The 14,760-nt window shown below is 69.7% G+C and carries 9 protein-coding genes; 5 read left to right on the forward strand and 4 right to left on the reverse strand.

All coding sequences use genetic code 11. From position 1 onward, the window contains the following. Positions 1-34: 34 nt before the first annotated feature. The 4 genes from ACWGH1_RS34430 to metH all read right to left on the reverse strand — a co-directional run bounded on the left by ACWGH1_RS34430 (position 35) and on the right by metH (position 8,109). On the reverse strand, positions 35-1,621 hold the full coding sequence (locus tag ACWGH1_RS34430; protein ID WP_453409331.1) for an ABC transporter substrate-binding protein: 1,587 nt from the start codon (positions 1,619-1,621) through the stop codon (positions 35-37). A gap of 74 nt (positions 1,622-1,695) precedes the next feature. Then, positions 1,696-3,300 (reverse strand): ABC transporter substrate-binding protein, encoded by a 1,605-nt coding sequence (locus tag ACWGH1_RS34435; RefSeq protein WP_453352827.1) that lies wholly within the window; start codon positions 3,298-3,300, stop codon positions 1,696-1,698. A 481-nt stretch (positions 3,301-3,781) separates the two neighbouring features. Then, the gene (locus ACWGH1_RS34440) at positions 3,782-4,483 is read right to left on the reverse strand and encodes an HAD family hydrolase (RefSeq protein ID WP_329193898.1); all 702 of its coding nucleotides are present in this window, start codon (positions 4,481-4,483) and stop codon (positions 3,782-3,784) included. Between the two features lie 113 nt (positions 4,484-4,596). Then, positions 4,597-8,109 (reverse strand): methionine synthase, encoded by a 3,513-nt coding sequence (gene metH, locus ACWGH1_RS34445; protein ID WP_453352828.1) that lies wholly within the window; start codon positions 8,107-8,109, stop codon positions 4,597-4,599. A gap of 262 nt (positions 8,110-8,371) precedes the next feature. Here metH and ACWGH1_RS34450 point away from each other — a divergent pair, with 262 nt between their 5' ends. From ACWGH1_RS34450 to ACWGH1_RS34470, 5 genes are all read left to right on the forward strand, one after another. Further along, positions 8,372-9,139, forward strand: coding sequence for an IclR family transcriptional regulator (locus ACWGH1_RS34450; protein WP_453352829.1), 768 nt, complete (start codon positions 8,372-8,374; stop codon positions 9,137-9,139). A gap of 318 nt (positions 9,140-9,457) precedes the next feature. Further along, positions 9,458-10,240, forward strand: a complete 783-nt coding sequence (locus tag ACWGH1_RS34455; protein WP_453352830.1) for an MIP/aquaporin family protein — start codon at positions 9,458-9,460, stop codon at positions 10,238-10,240. 74 nt (positions 10,241-10,314) lie between these two features. Further along, entirely contained in the window at positions 10,315-11,856 is a 1,542-nt protein-coding gene (gene glpK / locus ACWGH1_RS34460; RefSeq protein ID WP_453352831.1) for a glycerol kinase GlpK, read from the forward strand. Between the two features lie 37 nt (positions 11,857-11,893). Continuing rightward, positions 11,894-13,501 (forward strand): FAD-dependent oxidoreductase, encoded by a 1,608-nt coding sequence (locus tag ACWGH1_RS34465; protein WP_453352832.1) that lies wholly within the window; start codon positions 11,894-11,896, stop codon positions 13,499-13,501. A 127-nt stretch (positions 13,502-13,628) separates the two neighbouring features. After that, positions 13,629-14,612 (forward strand): PAC2 family protein, encoded by a 984-nt coding sequence (locus tag ACWGH1_RS34470; protein WP_453352833.1) that lies wholly within the window; start codon positions 13,629-13,631, stop codon positions 14,610-14,612. Positions 14,613-14,760 lie beyond the last annotated feature (148 nt).

Raw genomic sequence — 14,760 nt, forward strand, 5'->3', positions numbered from 1 at the left:
CGCCGGCCGCCCCGGGGTGCGGCGGCCCGCCCCTTCACCTGGCGCACCCCCTGCGGATCTCCCCCAAGCGGAAGACGGTCGAGGCGTCCAGCGACCACTGGAGGCCCGTCACGTTCTGGCGGGTGACGGCGTACTGCTTGCCCTGCCAGAGCGGGAGGAGCGGGATCTCGTCGGCGACGATGTCCTGGAGCCGGGTGAAGTCGGTGTTGGCGGCGGTGCGGTCGGACTTCGCGGAGGTCGAGGGGATGATGGTCCCGCTGATCTCCTTGTTGTCGTAGTTGTTGTGCAGGACGTTGTCCGGACCGAAGAACGGCTGGGTGAAGTTGTCGGCGTCCGGGTAGTCGGGCACCCAGCCCTTGACGTAGACGCCGTACTTGCCGGCTTCGATGTCCTTCTCGTACTGCTCGAACTCGACGGACTTCACGTCGGCGTCGAAGAGGCCGCTGTCGTTGAGCTGCTTGGCGATGAGCTGCAGTTCCTGGTCGGTGGCCGGCCCGTAGCGGGTGGGCGTCGAGTACAGGGTGATCTTCACCTTGTTCGTGACGTTGGCGGCGCGCAGGACGCTCTTGGCCTTCTCCGGCTGGGGGCTGCCGCCGTAGCGGTCGAAGAAGGCGGTGTTGTGGGAGGCGATGCCGGCGGGGACGACCGAGTACAGGGAGGTGGCGGTGCCGTCGTAGACCTCCTTGATGATCGCTTCGCGGTCGACGAGGTAGGCGATGGCCTTGCGGATCGGCAGCTTTCCGGCGACCGGGTCGTTCATGTTGAAGACGAGGTGCTGGACTTCGGCGCCGGTGCCCTGGACGACCTCGACCTTCTGGTCGCCGGCCTTGTTGGCGAGGCTGGCGATGTCCTTGGCGGCGAGGCCGCGGAAGGCGAAGTCGACGTCGCCGCTTTCGAGGACCTTCTTGAGGGCGGCCTGGTCGTCGTTGAAGAACTTCATGGTCACGCCGGTGTTCTTCGGCTTGGCCTTGCCGCTGTAGGAGTCGTTGACCGAGAAGTTGGCGCTCTTGTCGCTGATGGAGTCCAGCTTGTAGACGCCGGAGCCGACGGCCTTGCCGTCGGTTCGGAGCTTGTCGGCCGGGTACTGGGTGTGGTCGACGATGGCGCCCGCGCCGGCGGCGATCTTGCTGGGGAAGGTCGCGTCGGAGGTCTTGAGGCGGAAGATGACGGTCTTCTCGTCGGGCGCCTCGATGCCGGCGATCGACGAGAGCATGACCGCCGGGCCGTTGGCGTCATTGATCTTCAGGGTGCGCTCGAAGGAGTACTTGACGTCCTTGGAGGTGAGGCTGTCGCCGTTGCTGAACTTCAGTCCGGCGCGCAGGACGCACTTGTAGACCTTGCTGTCGGCGCCTTCGAAGCCGCAGGTCTGGGCGGCGTCGGGTTCGGGGCTGGTGCCGCCCTTGGGGAAGGTCAGCAGCGACTGGAAGACGTTGTTGAACAGGAGCCAGGAGCCCGGGTCGTAGCCCGACGCGGGGTCGGTGGACTTCACCTTGTCGGATATTCCCATGACAACACCCTTGCCGCTGCCTGCGGCCGAGCCATCCTGCGAACCGCAACCGCTCAGCAGCGCGGCGGCGGTTGCGGCGCCGAGCGGGGCTGCCAACCACTGGTTACGTCTCATCACGCGAACGTCCTTCACAGTCGTACTGTCTCGTTGCGCCGGCCTGCGACACCCGCTGCCGGCTGGTGCCTTGCTCAGCCGCTGACGCCCCGGCCGAGTTCCCACAGCTGGAGGTCGGAGATGGCGTTGACCGACCATTCCGCCCCGGTGATCTCGTCGCGGGCGGCGACGTACTGCTTGCCCTGCCACAGCGGCAGGACGGGGACGTCGTCGGCGACGATGTCCTGCATCTCCGTGATCGCGGGCACGGCGACCGTGCGGTCGGCCGCGCGCCGGGAGTCGGGGATGAGCCTGGTGCGTACCGCGGCGTTGGCGTACGGAGTGCCCAGGAAGTTGTCCTGCTCCAGGAACGGGGCGAGGAAGTTGTCGGCGTCCGGGTAGTCGGGGAACCAGCCGAGCCCGTAGGCGGCGTAGTCGCCCTTCTTCTGCGCGGGGCGGTAGTCGGCCCAGTCGTTGCCCTGGACGGTGATGTCGAAGAGCTGGGTGGAGTTCAGCTGGGTCTTGAGTTCCTCGAACTCGGCGGCGGTGCCGTCACCGTAGTGGTCGGTGGTGTAGTTGAGGGTCAGCTTGACCGGGGTCTTGATCCCGGCGTTCTTCAGCAGGTCGGCGGCCTTGGCGGTGTTCGCCTCGCCGTACTTGCTGAAGAAGGAGTTCACGTGTCCCGTGACGCTGGTGGGGACCAGCGAGTACAGGGGCTGTGCGGCCTTGCCGTAGACCTTGGATATCAGGGCGTTGCGGTCGACGGCGGCGGCGAGGGCCTGGCGGACGGCCTTGTCCTTGACGACGGGGGCTTCGGTGTTGAAGCCGAGGTAGCGGATCTCCAGGCCGGGCAGCGGGACCAGCTTGACCGACTTGGGCGGCTTCGCGGAGAACTCGGCGATCTGGGCGGGCGACAGGGTGCGGGAGACGACCTGGACGGCTCCGTCGCGCAGGGCCTTGCCCATGCTGTCGGAGTCGGCGAAGGGGCGCAGTTCGACCTTGTCGTTCTGGAGCTTGATGTCGCCCTGGTAGTGCGGGTTCTTGGTGAAGACGGCGCGGACGAGCTGGTTGCCCTTGACTTCGGCCTTCATCGTGTACGGGCCGGAGCCGTCGACGGCGAAGCCGGCGCGCAGCTTCTTGGCGTCGTAGTCCTTGGCGCTGACGATGCCGGCGGCAGGCGTGGAGAGCTTGTACGGGAAGGTCGCGTCGGCGGTCTTGAGGTGGAAGACGACGGTGTCGGCGCCCTTGGCCTCGACGGTGTCGATGGTGGACAGCAGCGAGGAGGGGCCGTTCTCCGCCTTGATGGCGAGGACGCGGTCGATGGAGAACTTGACGTCCTTGGCGGTGAGCGGGTCACCGCCGGCGAAGGTGAGTCCGGGGCGCAGGGTGCAGCGGTAGCTCTCGTTGCCGGAGTCGGTGAAGCGGCAGTCGGAGGCTGCTTCGGGGACGGGCCGGCCGCCGCCGCGGGGGGTGTGCATCAGCGTCTGGACGGTCTGGCGCAGGACGTTCCAGGCGCCGGCGTCGTAGGCGTAGGCGGGGTCGAAGGGGGCGGGGGCGTAGTCGGCGGCTTCGAACCGGTCGGTGGTACCGACGACGATCGCCCCGGTTCCCGCTCCTCCTCCGCTCGCGCTGCCGCATGCGGACAGCGCGGGGGTGAGCAGGCCTATCGCGGCCGTCAGCACCATGGTCTTGCGGTTCATGCTGGAAGTACTCCCTCACCCGGCACTTGCTCAAAGCGGCGTAGAGGGCACCATGCGGCGGTCGCCCGTTCAGGGCGGAACGATCGGGCCGGTGTGTGACGATCGGTCCACGCCGTACCGGCACAGGGGTGTGTCTCCGGTAAGGCTGAGGTGCGGCGCAGTGCCCGGCGTCGACATTAGTGGCCTGGGACGGGATGGCTGGAACTGGCAGGAGTTGGGGCGTAACCGGACGGTCATGGGCGCGGACTGACCGTTCGTCCCAGAGTGGGCGCAGAGCGGGTCAGGAGCTGATCAATGCGGACACAAGGGAACGGTTCACGGCGTGCGGGAGGGCCCGGGACGGTTCCCTCGGGTGACCAAGCTCACCCCGCGGCAACTGCCAGCATGGGGATGGAATTTCGGCCTCCGCGGCGCCCGGCGGAAGATCCTCTCGCCGCTGCCCGGCAGCGCACCCGTTCTGTTCGGTACGCAGCGTGCGTGTTCAGTTCATCGGAGTGATGAGCGAGCGCAGGAACGCCAGGTCCACTTCTTCCAGGGAGCGCACGATCGTGCGGCCGGGGGCGGCGGGGATCAGGCCGACGGAGGGCACGGCGACGACCCGGCAGCCGGCGGCCTCGGCGGCCGCGACGCCGGTGGCGGTGTCCTCGATCACGGCGCAGCGCGAGGGGTGCGCGCCGAGGGCCTGGGCGGCGAGGAGGTACGGGTCGGGGTGGGGCTTGGTCCGGGGCACTTCGTCGCCGGCGACCGTCATGGTGAAGCGGTCGCGGCCGAGGGTGAGCAGGACCTGGTCGATGACCCGGCGGTGGGAGGCGGAGACGAGGGCGGTGGGCACGTTGTGCCGGGCCAGCTCGGCGAGCAGCCGCTCGGCGCCGGGCATCAGGGGCACCTGGTCGGCGATGCGGGCCTCGAACCGTTCGTTGAGGAGCACGCTGAGCTCGGCGAGGCCGATGGCGGCTCCGGTGGACTCGATCAGGAAGGCGGCGCTGCGGCTCATGGGGCCGCCGACGACGATGTCGCGCCAGGTCTCCTCCAGCCGGTGGCCGAGCTCGCGGAAGATCTCCTCTTCGATCTCCCACCAGAACCCCTCGGTGTCGACGAGGGTGCCGTCCATGTCCAGCAGTACCGCCTGCAGGGCCGAACCGTCGGTCGTACGGGTGACGGCGGCTGGAACGGTGCTGGTCATGCGCACACACCTCTCACGGGGGACGAGAAGGCCGGTCACCTCGCTCCTCGGGGCGTGCCCGGGGGAACAGGTGACCGGCCTGTATGGGACCGACCAGTGTACGCCGCTCTGCGTCAGCGTGCGTTGAAATACTTCGCTTCGGGGTGGTGAATCACGATGGCGTCGGTCGACTGCTCCGGGTGGAGCTGGAACTCCTCCGAGAGGTGGACGCCGATCCGCTCCGGCTGGAGCATGTCGGCGATCTTGGCCCGGTCCTCCAGGTCGGGGCAGGCGCCGTAGCCGAGCGAGAAGCGGGCGCCGCGGTACTTGAGGGCGAACATGTCCTCGACCTCGGCCGGGTCCTCGCCGCCGAAGCCGAGTTCGGCGCGGACGCGGGCGTGCCAGTACTCGGCGAGGGCCTCGGCGAGCTGGACGGACAGGCCGTGCAGCTCCAGGTACTCGCGGTAGGAGTCGGACTCGAACAGCTTGGCGGTGGCCTCGCCGATCTTCGAGCCGACGGTGACCACCTGGAGGCCGACGACGTCGGTCTCGCCGGACTCTTCCGGGCGGAAGAAGTCGGCGAGGCACAGGCGCCGGCCGCGGCGCTGGCGCGGGAAGGTGAAGCGGGTCCGCTCGTTGCCCTGTTCGTCCAGGATGATCAGGTCGTCGCCCTTGGAGACGCAGGGGAAGTAGCCGTAGACGACGGCCGCTTCGAGCAGGTTCTCGGTGTGCAGCTTCTCCAGGAGGCCGCGCAGCCGCGGCCGGCCCTCGGACTCCACGAGCTCCTCGTACGTCGCACCGCCGGCGCGGGCCTGCTTGAGGCCCCACTGGCCCTTGAAGAGGGCGCCCTCGTCCAGCCAGGAGGCGTAGTCCTTGAGCGGGATGCCCTTGACGACGCGGGTACCCCAGAACGGCGGGGTGGGGACCGGGTTGTCGACGGCCACGTCCGAGCGGCCGCCGGGCTCCTCGGGCTCCTCGACCTGGAGCACCGGGGTGTCCCGCTTGGCGACGCGGCGCTGCTTGAGGGGCGGGAGTTCGGCGCCGGGGACGCCGCGCTTGACGGCGATGAGGGCGTCCATGAGGCGCAGGCCCTCGAAGGCGTCGCGGGCGTAGCGGACTTCGCCCTCGTAGATCTCGTGGAGGTCCTGTTCGACGTAGGCGCGGGTCAGGGCGGCGCCTCCCAGGATGACCGGGTAGTCGGCCGCCAGCTTGCGCTGGTTGAGCTCCTCCAGGTTCTCCTTCATGATCACGGTCGACTTCACGAGGAGGCCGGACATGCCGATCACGTCGGCCCGGTGTTCCTGGGCGGCTTCCAGGATCGCGGAGACGGGCTGCTTGATGCCGATGTTGACGACGTTGTAGCCGTTGTTGGTCAAGATGATGTCGACGAGGTTCTTGCCGATGTCGTGGACGTCGCCGCGGACGGTGGCCAGCACGATCGTGCCCTTGCCCTCGTCGTCGGTCTTCTCCATGTGCGGTTCGAGGTAGGCGACCGCCGTCTTCATCACCTCGGCCGACTGGAGGACGAAGGGCAGCTGCATCTGACCGGAGCCGAACAGCTCGCCGACGACCTTCATGCCCTCCAGCAGGGTGTCGTTGACGATGTCCAGGGCCGGGCGGGTCAGGAGCGCCTCGTCGAGGTCGGCCTCCAGGCCGTTCTTCTCCCCGTCGATGATGCGGCGCTGGAGCCGCTCGTCCAGCGGCAGCGCGAGCAGCTCCTCGGCGCGGCCGTCCTTCATCGACTTGGTGTTGACGCCCTCGAAGAGCGCCATCAGCTTCTGGAGCGGGTCGTAGTCCTCGGCGCGCCGGTCGTAGATCAGGTCCAGGGCCGTCTGCACCTGCTCGTCGTCGAAGCGGGCGATCGGCAGGATCTTCGAGGCGTGGACGATCGCCGAGTCGAGGCCCGCCTTGACGCACTCGTCCAGGAAGACGGAGTTCAGCAGGACGCGGGCGGCCGGGTTGAGGCCGAAGGAGATGTTGGACAGGCCCAGCGTGGTCTGGACGTCGGGGTGGCGCCGCTTGAGTTCGCGGATCGCCTCGATGGTGGCGATGCCGTCCTTGCGGGACTCCTCCTGGCCCGTGCAGATGGTGAAGGTGAGGGTGTCGATGAGGATGTCCGACTCGTGGATGCCCCAGTTGCCGGTCAGGTCGGTGATCAGCCGCTCGGCGATGGCCACCTTGTGCTCGACGGTACGGGCCTGGCCCTCCTCGTCGATGGTCAGCGCGATCAGCGCCGCGCCGTGCTCGCGCGCCAGGGCGGTCACCTTCGCGAAGCGGGACTCCGGGCCGTCGCCGTCCTCGTAGTTCACCGAGTTGATGACCGCGCGGCCGCCGAGCTTCTCCAGACCCGCCCGGATGACGGGAACCTCGGTGGAGTCCAGGACGATCGGCAGCGTGGACGCCGTCGCGAAGCGGCCGGCCAGCTCCTTCATGTCGGCCACGCCGTCCCGGCCCACGTAGTCCACGCACAGGTCGAGCATGTGCGCGCCTTCGCGGATCTGGTCGCGGGCCATCTCCACGCAGTCGTCCCAGCGGGCTTCCAGCATCGCCTCGCGGAACTTCTTCGAGCCGTTGGCGTTGGTCCGCTCGCCGATCGCCATGTACGAGGTGTCCTGGCGGAACGGCACCGTCTGGTACAGCGACGAGGCACCCGGCTCCGGCTGCGGCCGGCGTGCCGCCGGGGTCAGGTCGCGGACCCGCTCCACCACCTGGCGCAGGTGCTCGGGGGTGGTGCCGCAGCAGCCGCCGACCAGGGAGAGGCCGTACTCGCGGACGAAGGTCTCCTGCGCGTCGGCGAGCTCGGGGGCCGACAGGGGGTAGTGCGCGCCGTCCTTGCCGAGCACCGGCAGGCCCGCGTTCGGCATGCAGGACAGCGGGATCCGCGCGTTGCGGGCCAGGTAGCGCAGGTGCTCGCTCATCTCGGCCGGGCCGGTCGCGCAGTTCAGGCCGATCATGTCGATGCCCAGGGGCTCCAGCGCCGTCAGGGCCGCGCCGATCTCGGAGCCCAGCAGCATGGTGCCGGTCGTCTCGACGGTGACGGAACAGATCAGCGGCACGGAGACGCCGAGCGCCTCCATCGCGCGCCGCGCGCCGATGAGGGAGGACTTGGTCTGGAGCAGGTCCTGGGTGGTCTCCACCAGCAGGGCGTCCGCGCCGCCGGCGATCAGGCCCTCGGCGTTGATCTGGTAGGCGTCGCGGATCGTCGCGTAGTCGATGTGGCCGAGCGTCGGCAGCTTGGTGCCCGGGCCCATCGAGCCCAGCACCCAGCGCTGCTGCCCGGTGGACGCGGTGAACTCGTCCGCGACCTCGCGGGCGATCCGGGCGCCGGACTGCGACAGCTCGAAGTTGCGATCGGGGATGTCGTACTCCGCCAGCGCGGCGAAGTTGGCGCCGAACGTGTTGGTCTCCACGCAGTCCACGCCGGCCGCGAAGTACTCCCGGTGGACGTTCGCCACGATGTCGGGGCGGGTCACGTTCAGGACCTCGTTGCAGCCTTCCAGCTGCTGGAAGTCCTCCATCGTCGGGTCCTGCGCCTGGAGCATGGTTCCCATGGCCCCGTCGGCGACGACCACGCGGGTGGCGAGCGCCTCTCGGAGGGCATCGGCCCGGGTCTGGGTGTCTGCGGGCGGGTTCGGCAACGAGGCCATGGTCAAGCTCCCTGGGGTGCGACGGCTGTCGGCTTTGCGTCCTCCCTGCGTCAAGGGCGCACGCGGTCAGGGTAACCGTGTGCACCCGGACCCGGTGGGGCTGTCCCACGTGGCGGACTGCATTCTTTGGCCTGGCTCCACCGGGGCTCAAGGGGTCCGGCTCGGCACGCGGGTGTCCCGAAGAGTTCCCCGAGCATGCACAAGGTCGACATCGGCCGATAGTGTTCAGCATTGTCGAACTACGTCAGCAGGAGGCTGCACGATGGCACGGAACATCCAGTCGCTCGAACGAGCCGCTGCGATGCTGCGGCTCCTGGCGGGCGGCGAGCGCCGGCTGGGCCTGTCGGACGTGGCCGGTGCGCTGGGGCTGGCCAAGGGGACCGCGCACGGCATCCTGCGCACCCTCCAGGCCGAGGGTTTCGTGGAGCAGGACCCGGCTTCCGGCCGCTATCAGCTCGGCGCCGAGCTGCTGCGCCTGGGCAACAGCTATCTGGACGTGCACGAGCTGCGGGCCCGGGCGCTGGTGTGGACGGATGACCTGGCGCGGGCGAGCGGCGAGAGCGTGTACGTGGGGGTGCTCCACAAGAGCGGGGTGCTGATCATGCACCACGTGTTCCGGCCGGACGACAGCCGCCAGGTGCTGGAGGTGGGCGCCATGCAGCCGCTGCACTCCACGGCCCTGGGCAAGGTGCTGTCGGCGTACGACCCGGTGGCCCACACGCAGGCGGTCGAGGTGGAGCGGGAGGCGTTCACGGCCCGCACGGTCACGGACGCCGCCGGCTTCGAGGAGATCCTGGACCTGACCCGGGCCCGCGGCTGGGCCTGCGACGTCGAGGAGACGTGGGAGGGCCTCGCCTCGGTGGCCGCCCCCATCCACGACCGGCGCAGGATGCCGGTCGGCGCGGTGGCGGTCGCGGGGGCCGTGGAGCGGGTCTGCGGGGAGGGCGGGGAGCCGCGGGCGAGCCTGATCGCGTCGGTACGGGACTGTGCGCGGTCGGTTTCGCGCGATCTCGGCGCGGGCCGGTTCTGACCTTGCTTTGTGTGCACCCAGGGCGGCATCGGCCGCCATCTGGGTGTATTTGGCGATTTCTGGCCCACTAGTTGGCTGGATTTGGTCGATCACACCGGGCGGTAACGATCCGGATCTGTGACCTGTCCAGCCCTTGACGCATTCTTCACCCGGGCGGAAAACTGCCGTTCATCGGTCGGCATTGTCGAACACCTACCGGCAATACGCGTTAGGGTATGGCGAGGCCAAGGACCGGTGCAGCACTCACCGAGTGCGGTGGGCCACCGGAGGGACCCGGTGGTCCGCCCACCCCCTGGACGTAAGACAAAGGAGTCGCGGGTGTCCAGCTCCGACATCTTCATCGGCGAGACCATCGGTACCGCCCTGCTCACCCTGCTCGGCGGCGGTGTCTGCGCCGCCGTCACGCTCAAGAGCTCCAAGGCCCGCAACGCGGGATGGCTCGCGATCACCTTCGGCTGGGGTTTCGCCGTCCTGATCGCCGCGTACGTGTCCGCGCCCCTCTCCGGCGCACACCTCAACCCCGCGGTCACCGTCGGCATAGCCGTCAAGACCGGCGAGTGGGGCGACGTGCCGGTCTACCTCGCGGGCCAGCTGCTCGGCGCCATGATCGGCGCCGTCCTGATGTGGGCCACTTACTACGGACAGTTCCTGGCGCACCTGGCGGACCCGGAGCACATCCGTGACGCCAAGCTCGGCCCCGAGGACCCGCACCCGCACGACGTGGCCGGCCCGGTGCTCGGGATCTTCTCCACCGGACCCGAGATCCGCAACGTCGTCCAGAACCTCCTCACCGAGATCATCGGCACCGCCGTCCTGATCCTGGCGATCCTCACCCAGGGCCTCCAGGACGACGGCAAGGGTCTCGGCGTCATCGGCGTCCTGATCACCTCCTTCGTGGTCGTCGGCATCGGCCTCTCCCTCGGCGGCCCGACCGGCTACGCCATCAACCCGGTGCGCGACCTCGGCCCCCGCATCGTGCACGCCCTGCTGCCGCTGCCCAACAAGGGCGGCTCGGACTGGGGATACTCCTGGATCCCGGTCGTCGGCCCGCTCGTCGGTGCCGTCGTCGCCGGTGGTCTGTACAACATCGCGTTCGTCTGATCAGCATCGGCACGTATCGCAAGATCCGCACCGCCCCCTGATTCCGCCAACCAGAGCCGCCAGGAGCAGCCACCATGACCAGCAGCACCGGCCCCTTCATCGCCGCGATCGACCAGGGCACCACGTCCTCCCGCTGCATCGTCTTCGACCGCGACGGCCGCATCGTCGCCGTCGACCAGAAGGAGCACGAGCAGATCTTCCCGAAGCCGGGCTGGGTCGAGCACGACGCCACCGAGATCTGGACCAACGTCCAGGAGGTCGTCGCCGGGGCCATCACCAAGGCGGCCCAGGACATTCCGGGCTTCACCGCGGCCGACGTCAAGGCCGTCGGCATCACCAACCAGCGCGAGACCACGCTCCTGTGGGACAAGAACACCGGCGAGCCGGTGCACAACGCGCTGGTCTGGCAGGACACCCGCACCGACACCCTGTGCAAGGAACTCGGCCGCAACGTCGGCCAGGACCGCTTCCGCCGCGAGACCGGCCTGCCGCTCGCCTCGTACTTCGCGGGTCCCAAGGTCCGCTGGCTGCTCGACAACGTCGAGGGCCTGCGCGAGCGCGCCGAGGCCGGTGACATCCTCTTCGGCACCATGGACTCCTGGGTCATCTGGAACCTGACCGGCGGCGTCCAGGGCGGAGTGCACGTCACCGACGTCACCAACGCCTCGCGCACCATGCTGATGAACCTCCACACGCGGCAGTGGGACGAGCGCATCGCCGAGTCCATGGAGGTCCCGCTCAACGTCCTCCCCGAGATCCGGTCCTCCGCCGAGGTCTACGGCCACGTCAAGGAAGGCGTGCTCGCCGGTGTCCCGGTCGCCTCGGCGCTCGGTGACCAGCAGGCCGCCCTGTTCGGCCAGACCTGCTTCTCCGAGGGCGAGGCGAAGTCCACGTACGGCACCGGCACGTTCATGCTGATGAACACCGGCGACAAGATCATCAACTCCTACAGCGGCCTGCTGACCACGGTCGGCTACCAGATCGGCGACGAGAAGCCGGTCTACGCCCTGGAGGGCTCCATCGCCGTCACCGGCTCGCTCGTCCAGTGGATGCGCGACCAGATGGGCCTGATCAAGTCGGCCGCCGAGATCGAGACGCTGGCCTCCTCCGTCGAGGACAACGGCGGCGCCTACTTCGTGCCCGCCTTCTCCGGCCTCTTCGCCCCGTACTGGCGCTCCGACGCCCGCGGTGTGATCGCCGGCCTCACCCGGTACGTCACCAAGGCGCACATCGCCCGTGCCGTGCTGGAGGCCACCGCCTGGCAGACCCGCGAGATCACCGACGCCATGACCAAGGACTCGGGCGTCGAGCTCGCGGCCCTCAAGGTCGACGGCGGCATGACCTCCAACAACCTGCTGATGCAGACCCTCTCGGACTTCCTGGACGCCCCCGTGGTGCGCCCGATGGTCGCCGAGACGACCTGCCTCGGCGCCGCCTACGCCGCCGGCCTGGCCGTCGGCTTCTGGCCCGACACCGACGCCCTGCGCGCCAACTGGCGCCGCGCGGCGGAGTGGACCCCGCGGATGCCCGCCGAGCAGCGGGACCGCGAGTACAAGAACTGGCTCAAGGCCGTCGAGCGGTCCATGGGCTGGATCGACGACGAAGACGCCAGCTGACGCTTCAGCTGAGTCAATCGACGAGGAGCTAAGAGATATGAGCACCCTGCAGAGCGTTCCCGCACTGGGTTCGCACCCGACCGCCGGCTCGAACGCGAGCCGCGCCGAGACCCGTGAGCAGCTGGCGAAGGCCACGTACGACCTGCTGGTCATCGGCGGTGGAATCCTGGGCACGTCCGTGGCCTGGCACGCCGCGCAGTCGGGTCTGCGGGTTGCCATGGTGGACGCCGGCGACTTCGCCGGCGCCACCTCCTCGGCCTCCTCCAAGCTGGTCCACGGCGGTCTGCGCTACCTGCAGACCGGCGCGGTCAGGCTGGTCGCGGAGAACCACCACGAGCGCCGGGTACTGGCCAAGGACGTGGCCCCGCACTTGGTCAACCCGCTCACCTTCTACCTGCCGGTCTACAAGGGCGGCCCGGTCGGCGCCGCGAAGCTGGGCGCGGGCGTCTTCGCGTACTCCGCCCTGTCGGCCTTCGGCGACGGCATCGGCAAGGTGATATCCCCGGCCCGTGCCGTTGCCGACAACCCCGGTCTGAAGACCGACAACCTCAAGGCCGTCGCGGTTTACTACGACCACCAGATGAACGACTCCCGGGTCGCCGTGATGACGGTCCGCGCGGCCGTCGAGTCGGGCGCGGTCGTCCTGAACCACGCCGAGGTCACCGGCCTGCGCATGACGCGCGGCCGGGTCAGCGGTGCCGAGCTCAAGGACCGCCTGGACGGCACCGAGTTCGGGGTCGACGCGCGCGTCGTGCTCAACGCCACCGGCCCGTGGGTGGACCACCTGCGGCGCATGGAAGACAAGCACGCGATGCCGTCGATCCGCCTTTCCAAGGGCGCGCACATCGTGATGAAGCGCAAGTCGCCGTGGAAGGCCGCCATGGCCACCCCGATCGACAAGTACCGCATCACCTTCGCCCTGCCGTGGGAGGACCAGCTGCTGCTCGGCACCACCGACGAGGTGTACGAGGGCGACCCGGCGGACGTGCGTGCCACCGAGGCCGACATCCAGCAGATCCTGGACGAGGCGGCCTTCTCGGTGAAGGACGCCGACCTGGACCGCTCGCTGATGACGTACGCCTTCGCGGGCCTGCGGGTGCTGCCCGGCGGCCCCGGCGGGGTCGAGAAGGCCAAGCGCGAGACGGTCGTCTCCGAGAGCGCTGGCGGCATGCTGTCGGTGGCCGGCGGCAAGTGGACGACGTACCGCCACATCGGCCGGGTGGTCATGGACAAGCTGGCGAAGCTGCCGGGCAGCCCGCTGACCGAGGACATGGAGCCGGTGAAGTCCCTGGTGCGCCGGGTCCCGCTGCCCGGTGTCGCCAACCCGAACGCGGTCGCGCACCGGCTGCTGGTGGACCGGGAGCCCGGGACCCGGATGGACCCGCTGACCGCCCGGCACCTGGCCTCGCACTACGGCTCGCTGGCCTTCGACATCGCCCGTCTGGCGAACGAGGACCCGGCGCTGGCCGAGCGGATCCACCCGGACGGGCCGGAGATCTGGGCGCAGGTCGCGTACGCCCGTGACAACGAGTGGGCCCAGACGGTCGACGACGTGCTGCGCCGGCGCACGACGGTGACCGTCCGCGGCCTGGACAGCGCCGAGGTCCGCGCCCGGGTCGAGGAGATGCTGGGCGGCAAGGCGTAGCACTCGTCGCAGTGGGGAAGAGGGGCGGTTCCGAGGGGAACCGCCCCTCCGTCGTGGGCTGTGGCTGGTGTCCCCTCAAGGCTTAGGCTGACCCACGTACGCAAGGGAACTTCGGAAGGAGACCTGGGTGATCGAGCTTGAGGGCGTGCCCGAGCTGATCGACCCGGTCATGGTGGCCGCGTTCGAGGGCTGGAACGACGCGGGTGACGCCGCCTCCGGTGCTGTCACGCACCTGGACCGGGAGTGGAAGGGCGAGGTCTTCGCGGCGCTGGACGCCGAGGACTACTACGACTTCCAGGTCAACCGGCCGACGGTGTGGCTGGAGAACGGGGTTCGGAAGATCACCTGGCCGACGACCAGGCTTTCGGTGGTCCGGATCGGCGGTGCGAAGCCGCGCGACCTGGTGCTGGTGCGCGGGATCGAACCGTCCATGCGCTGGCGCTCGTTCTGCAACGAGATCCTCGCCTTCGCGCACGAGCTGGGCGTGGAGATGGTGGTCATCCTGGGCGCGCTGCTGGGGGACACCCCGCACACCCGGCCGGTCCCGGTCAGCGGGGTGACGTCGGACGCCGACCTGGCGCGGACGATGGACCTGGAGGAGACGAAGTACGAGGGCCCGACCGGGATCGTGGGCGTGCTCCAGGAGGCCTGTACGCACGCGGGCGTCCCGGCGGTGTCGCTGTGGGCGGCGGTGCCGCACTACGTGTCGCAGCCGCCGAACCCGAAGGCGACGCTGGCGCTGCTGAACCGGCTGGAGGACCTGCTCGACATCCGGATCCCGCTGGGCGAACTGCCCGAGGACGCACGGGCGTGGCAGCTGGGCGTGGACCAACTGGCCGCCGAGGACAGCGAGGTGGCGGAGTACGTGCAGACGCTGGAGGAAGCGCGGGACACCGCCGACCTCCCCGAGGCGTCGGGGGACGCGATCGCCCGCGAGTTCGAGCGGTACCTGCGGCGGCGGGACCCTTCCGCGACCGCGGAGCCGGGGGACGGGTCTTACCTGCGGGACACCTCCAGCGGCCGCACGAAGCCCCGCCTGAGGCCGGACCCGGAGCCCCCGGAGGACCCCCCGGCGGCGACCCCGGAGGAGGACACGCCCCCGGAGGCGTGACCCGCCGCCAAAACCGGCCCCGCCGGGGACCGAGGCGCGGGGCGTGGGGCGGAGCCCCACAAAGTCCGGGCGCAGCCCGGGGCCGCTCGCGCGACGGCGCCGCGGCCGACGGAACGGACAACGCCGGACCGGCCGCGTGTGCGGCCGG

Source organism: Streptomyces sp. NPDC054883 (genome assembly GCF_053610645.1).

What these genes read in the sequence shown, in the direction of transcription:
- ACWGH1_RS34465 (WP_453352832.1), top strand. Translation starts at nt 11,894, where the DNA reads ATGAGCACCCTGCAGAGCGTTCCCGCACTGGGTTCGCACCCGACCGCC.
- ACWGH1_RS34435 (WP_453352827.1), bottom strand. Translation starts at nt 3,300, where the DNA reads ATGAACCGCAAGACCATGGTGCTGACGGCCGCGATAGGCCTGCTCACC.
- ACWGH1_RS34450 (WP_453352829.1), top strand. Translation starts at nt 8,372, where the DNA reads ATGGCACGGAACATCCAGTCGCTCGAACGAGCCGCTGCGATGCTGCGG.
- ACWGH1_RS34440 (WP_329193898.1), bottom strand. Translation starts at nt 4,483, where the DNA reads ATGACCAGCACCGTTCCAGCCGCCGTCACCCGTACGACCGACGGTTCG.
- glpK (WP_453352831.1), top strand. Translation starts at nt 10,315, where the DNA reads ATGACCAGCAGCACCGGCCCCTTCATCGCCGCGATCGACCAGGGCACC.
- ACWGH1_RS34430 (WP_453409331.1), bottom strand. Translation starts at nt 1,621, where the DNA reads ATGAGACGTAACCAGTGGTTGGCAGCCCCGCTCGGCGCCGCAACCGCC.
- metH (WP_453352828.1), bottom strand. Translation starts at nt 8,109, where the DNA reads ATGGCCTCGTTGCCGAACCCGCCCGCAGACACCCAGACCCGGGCCGAT.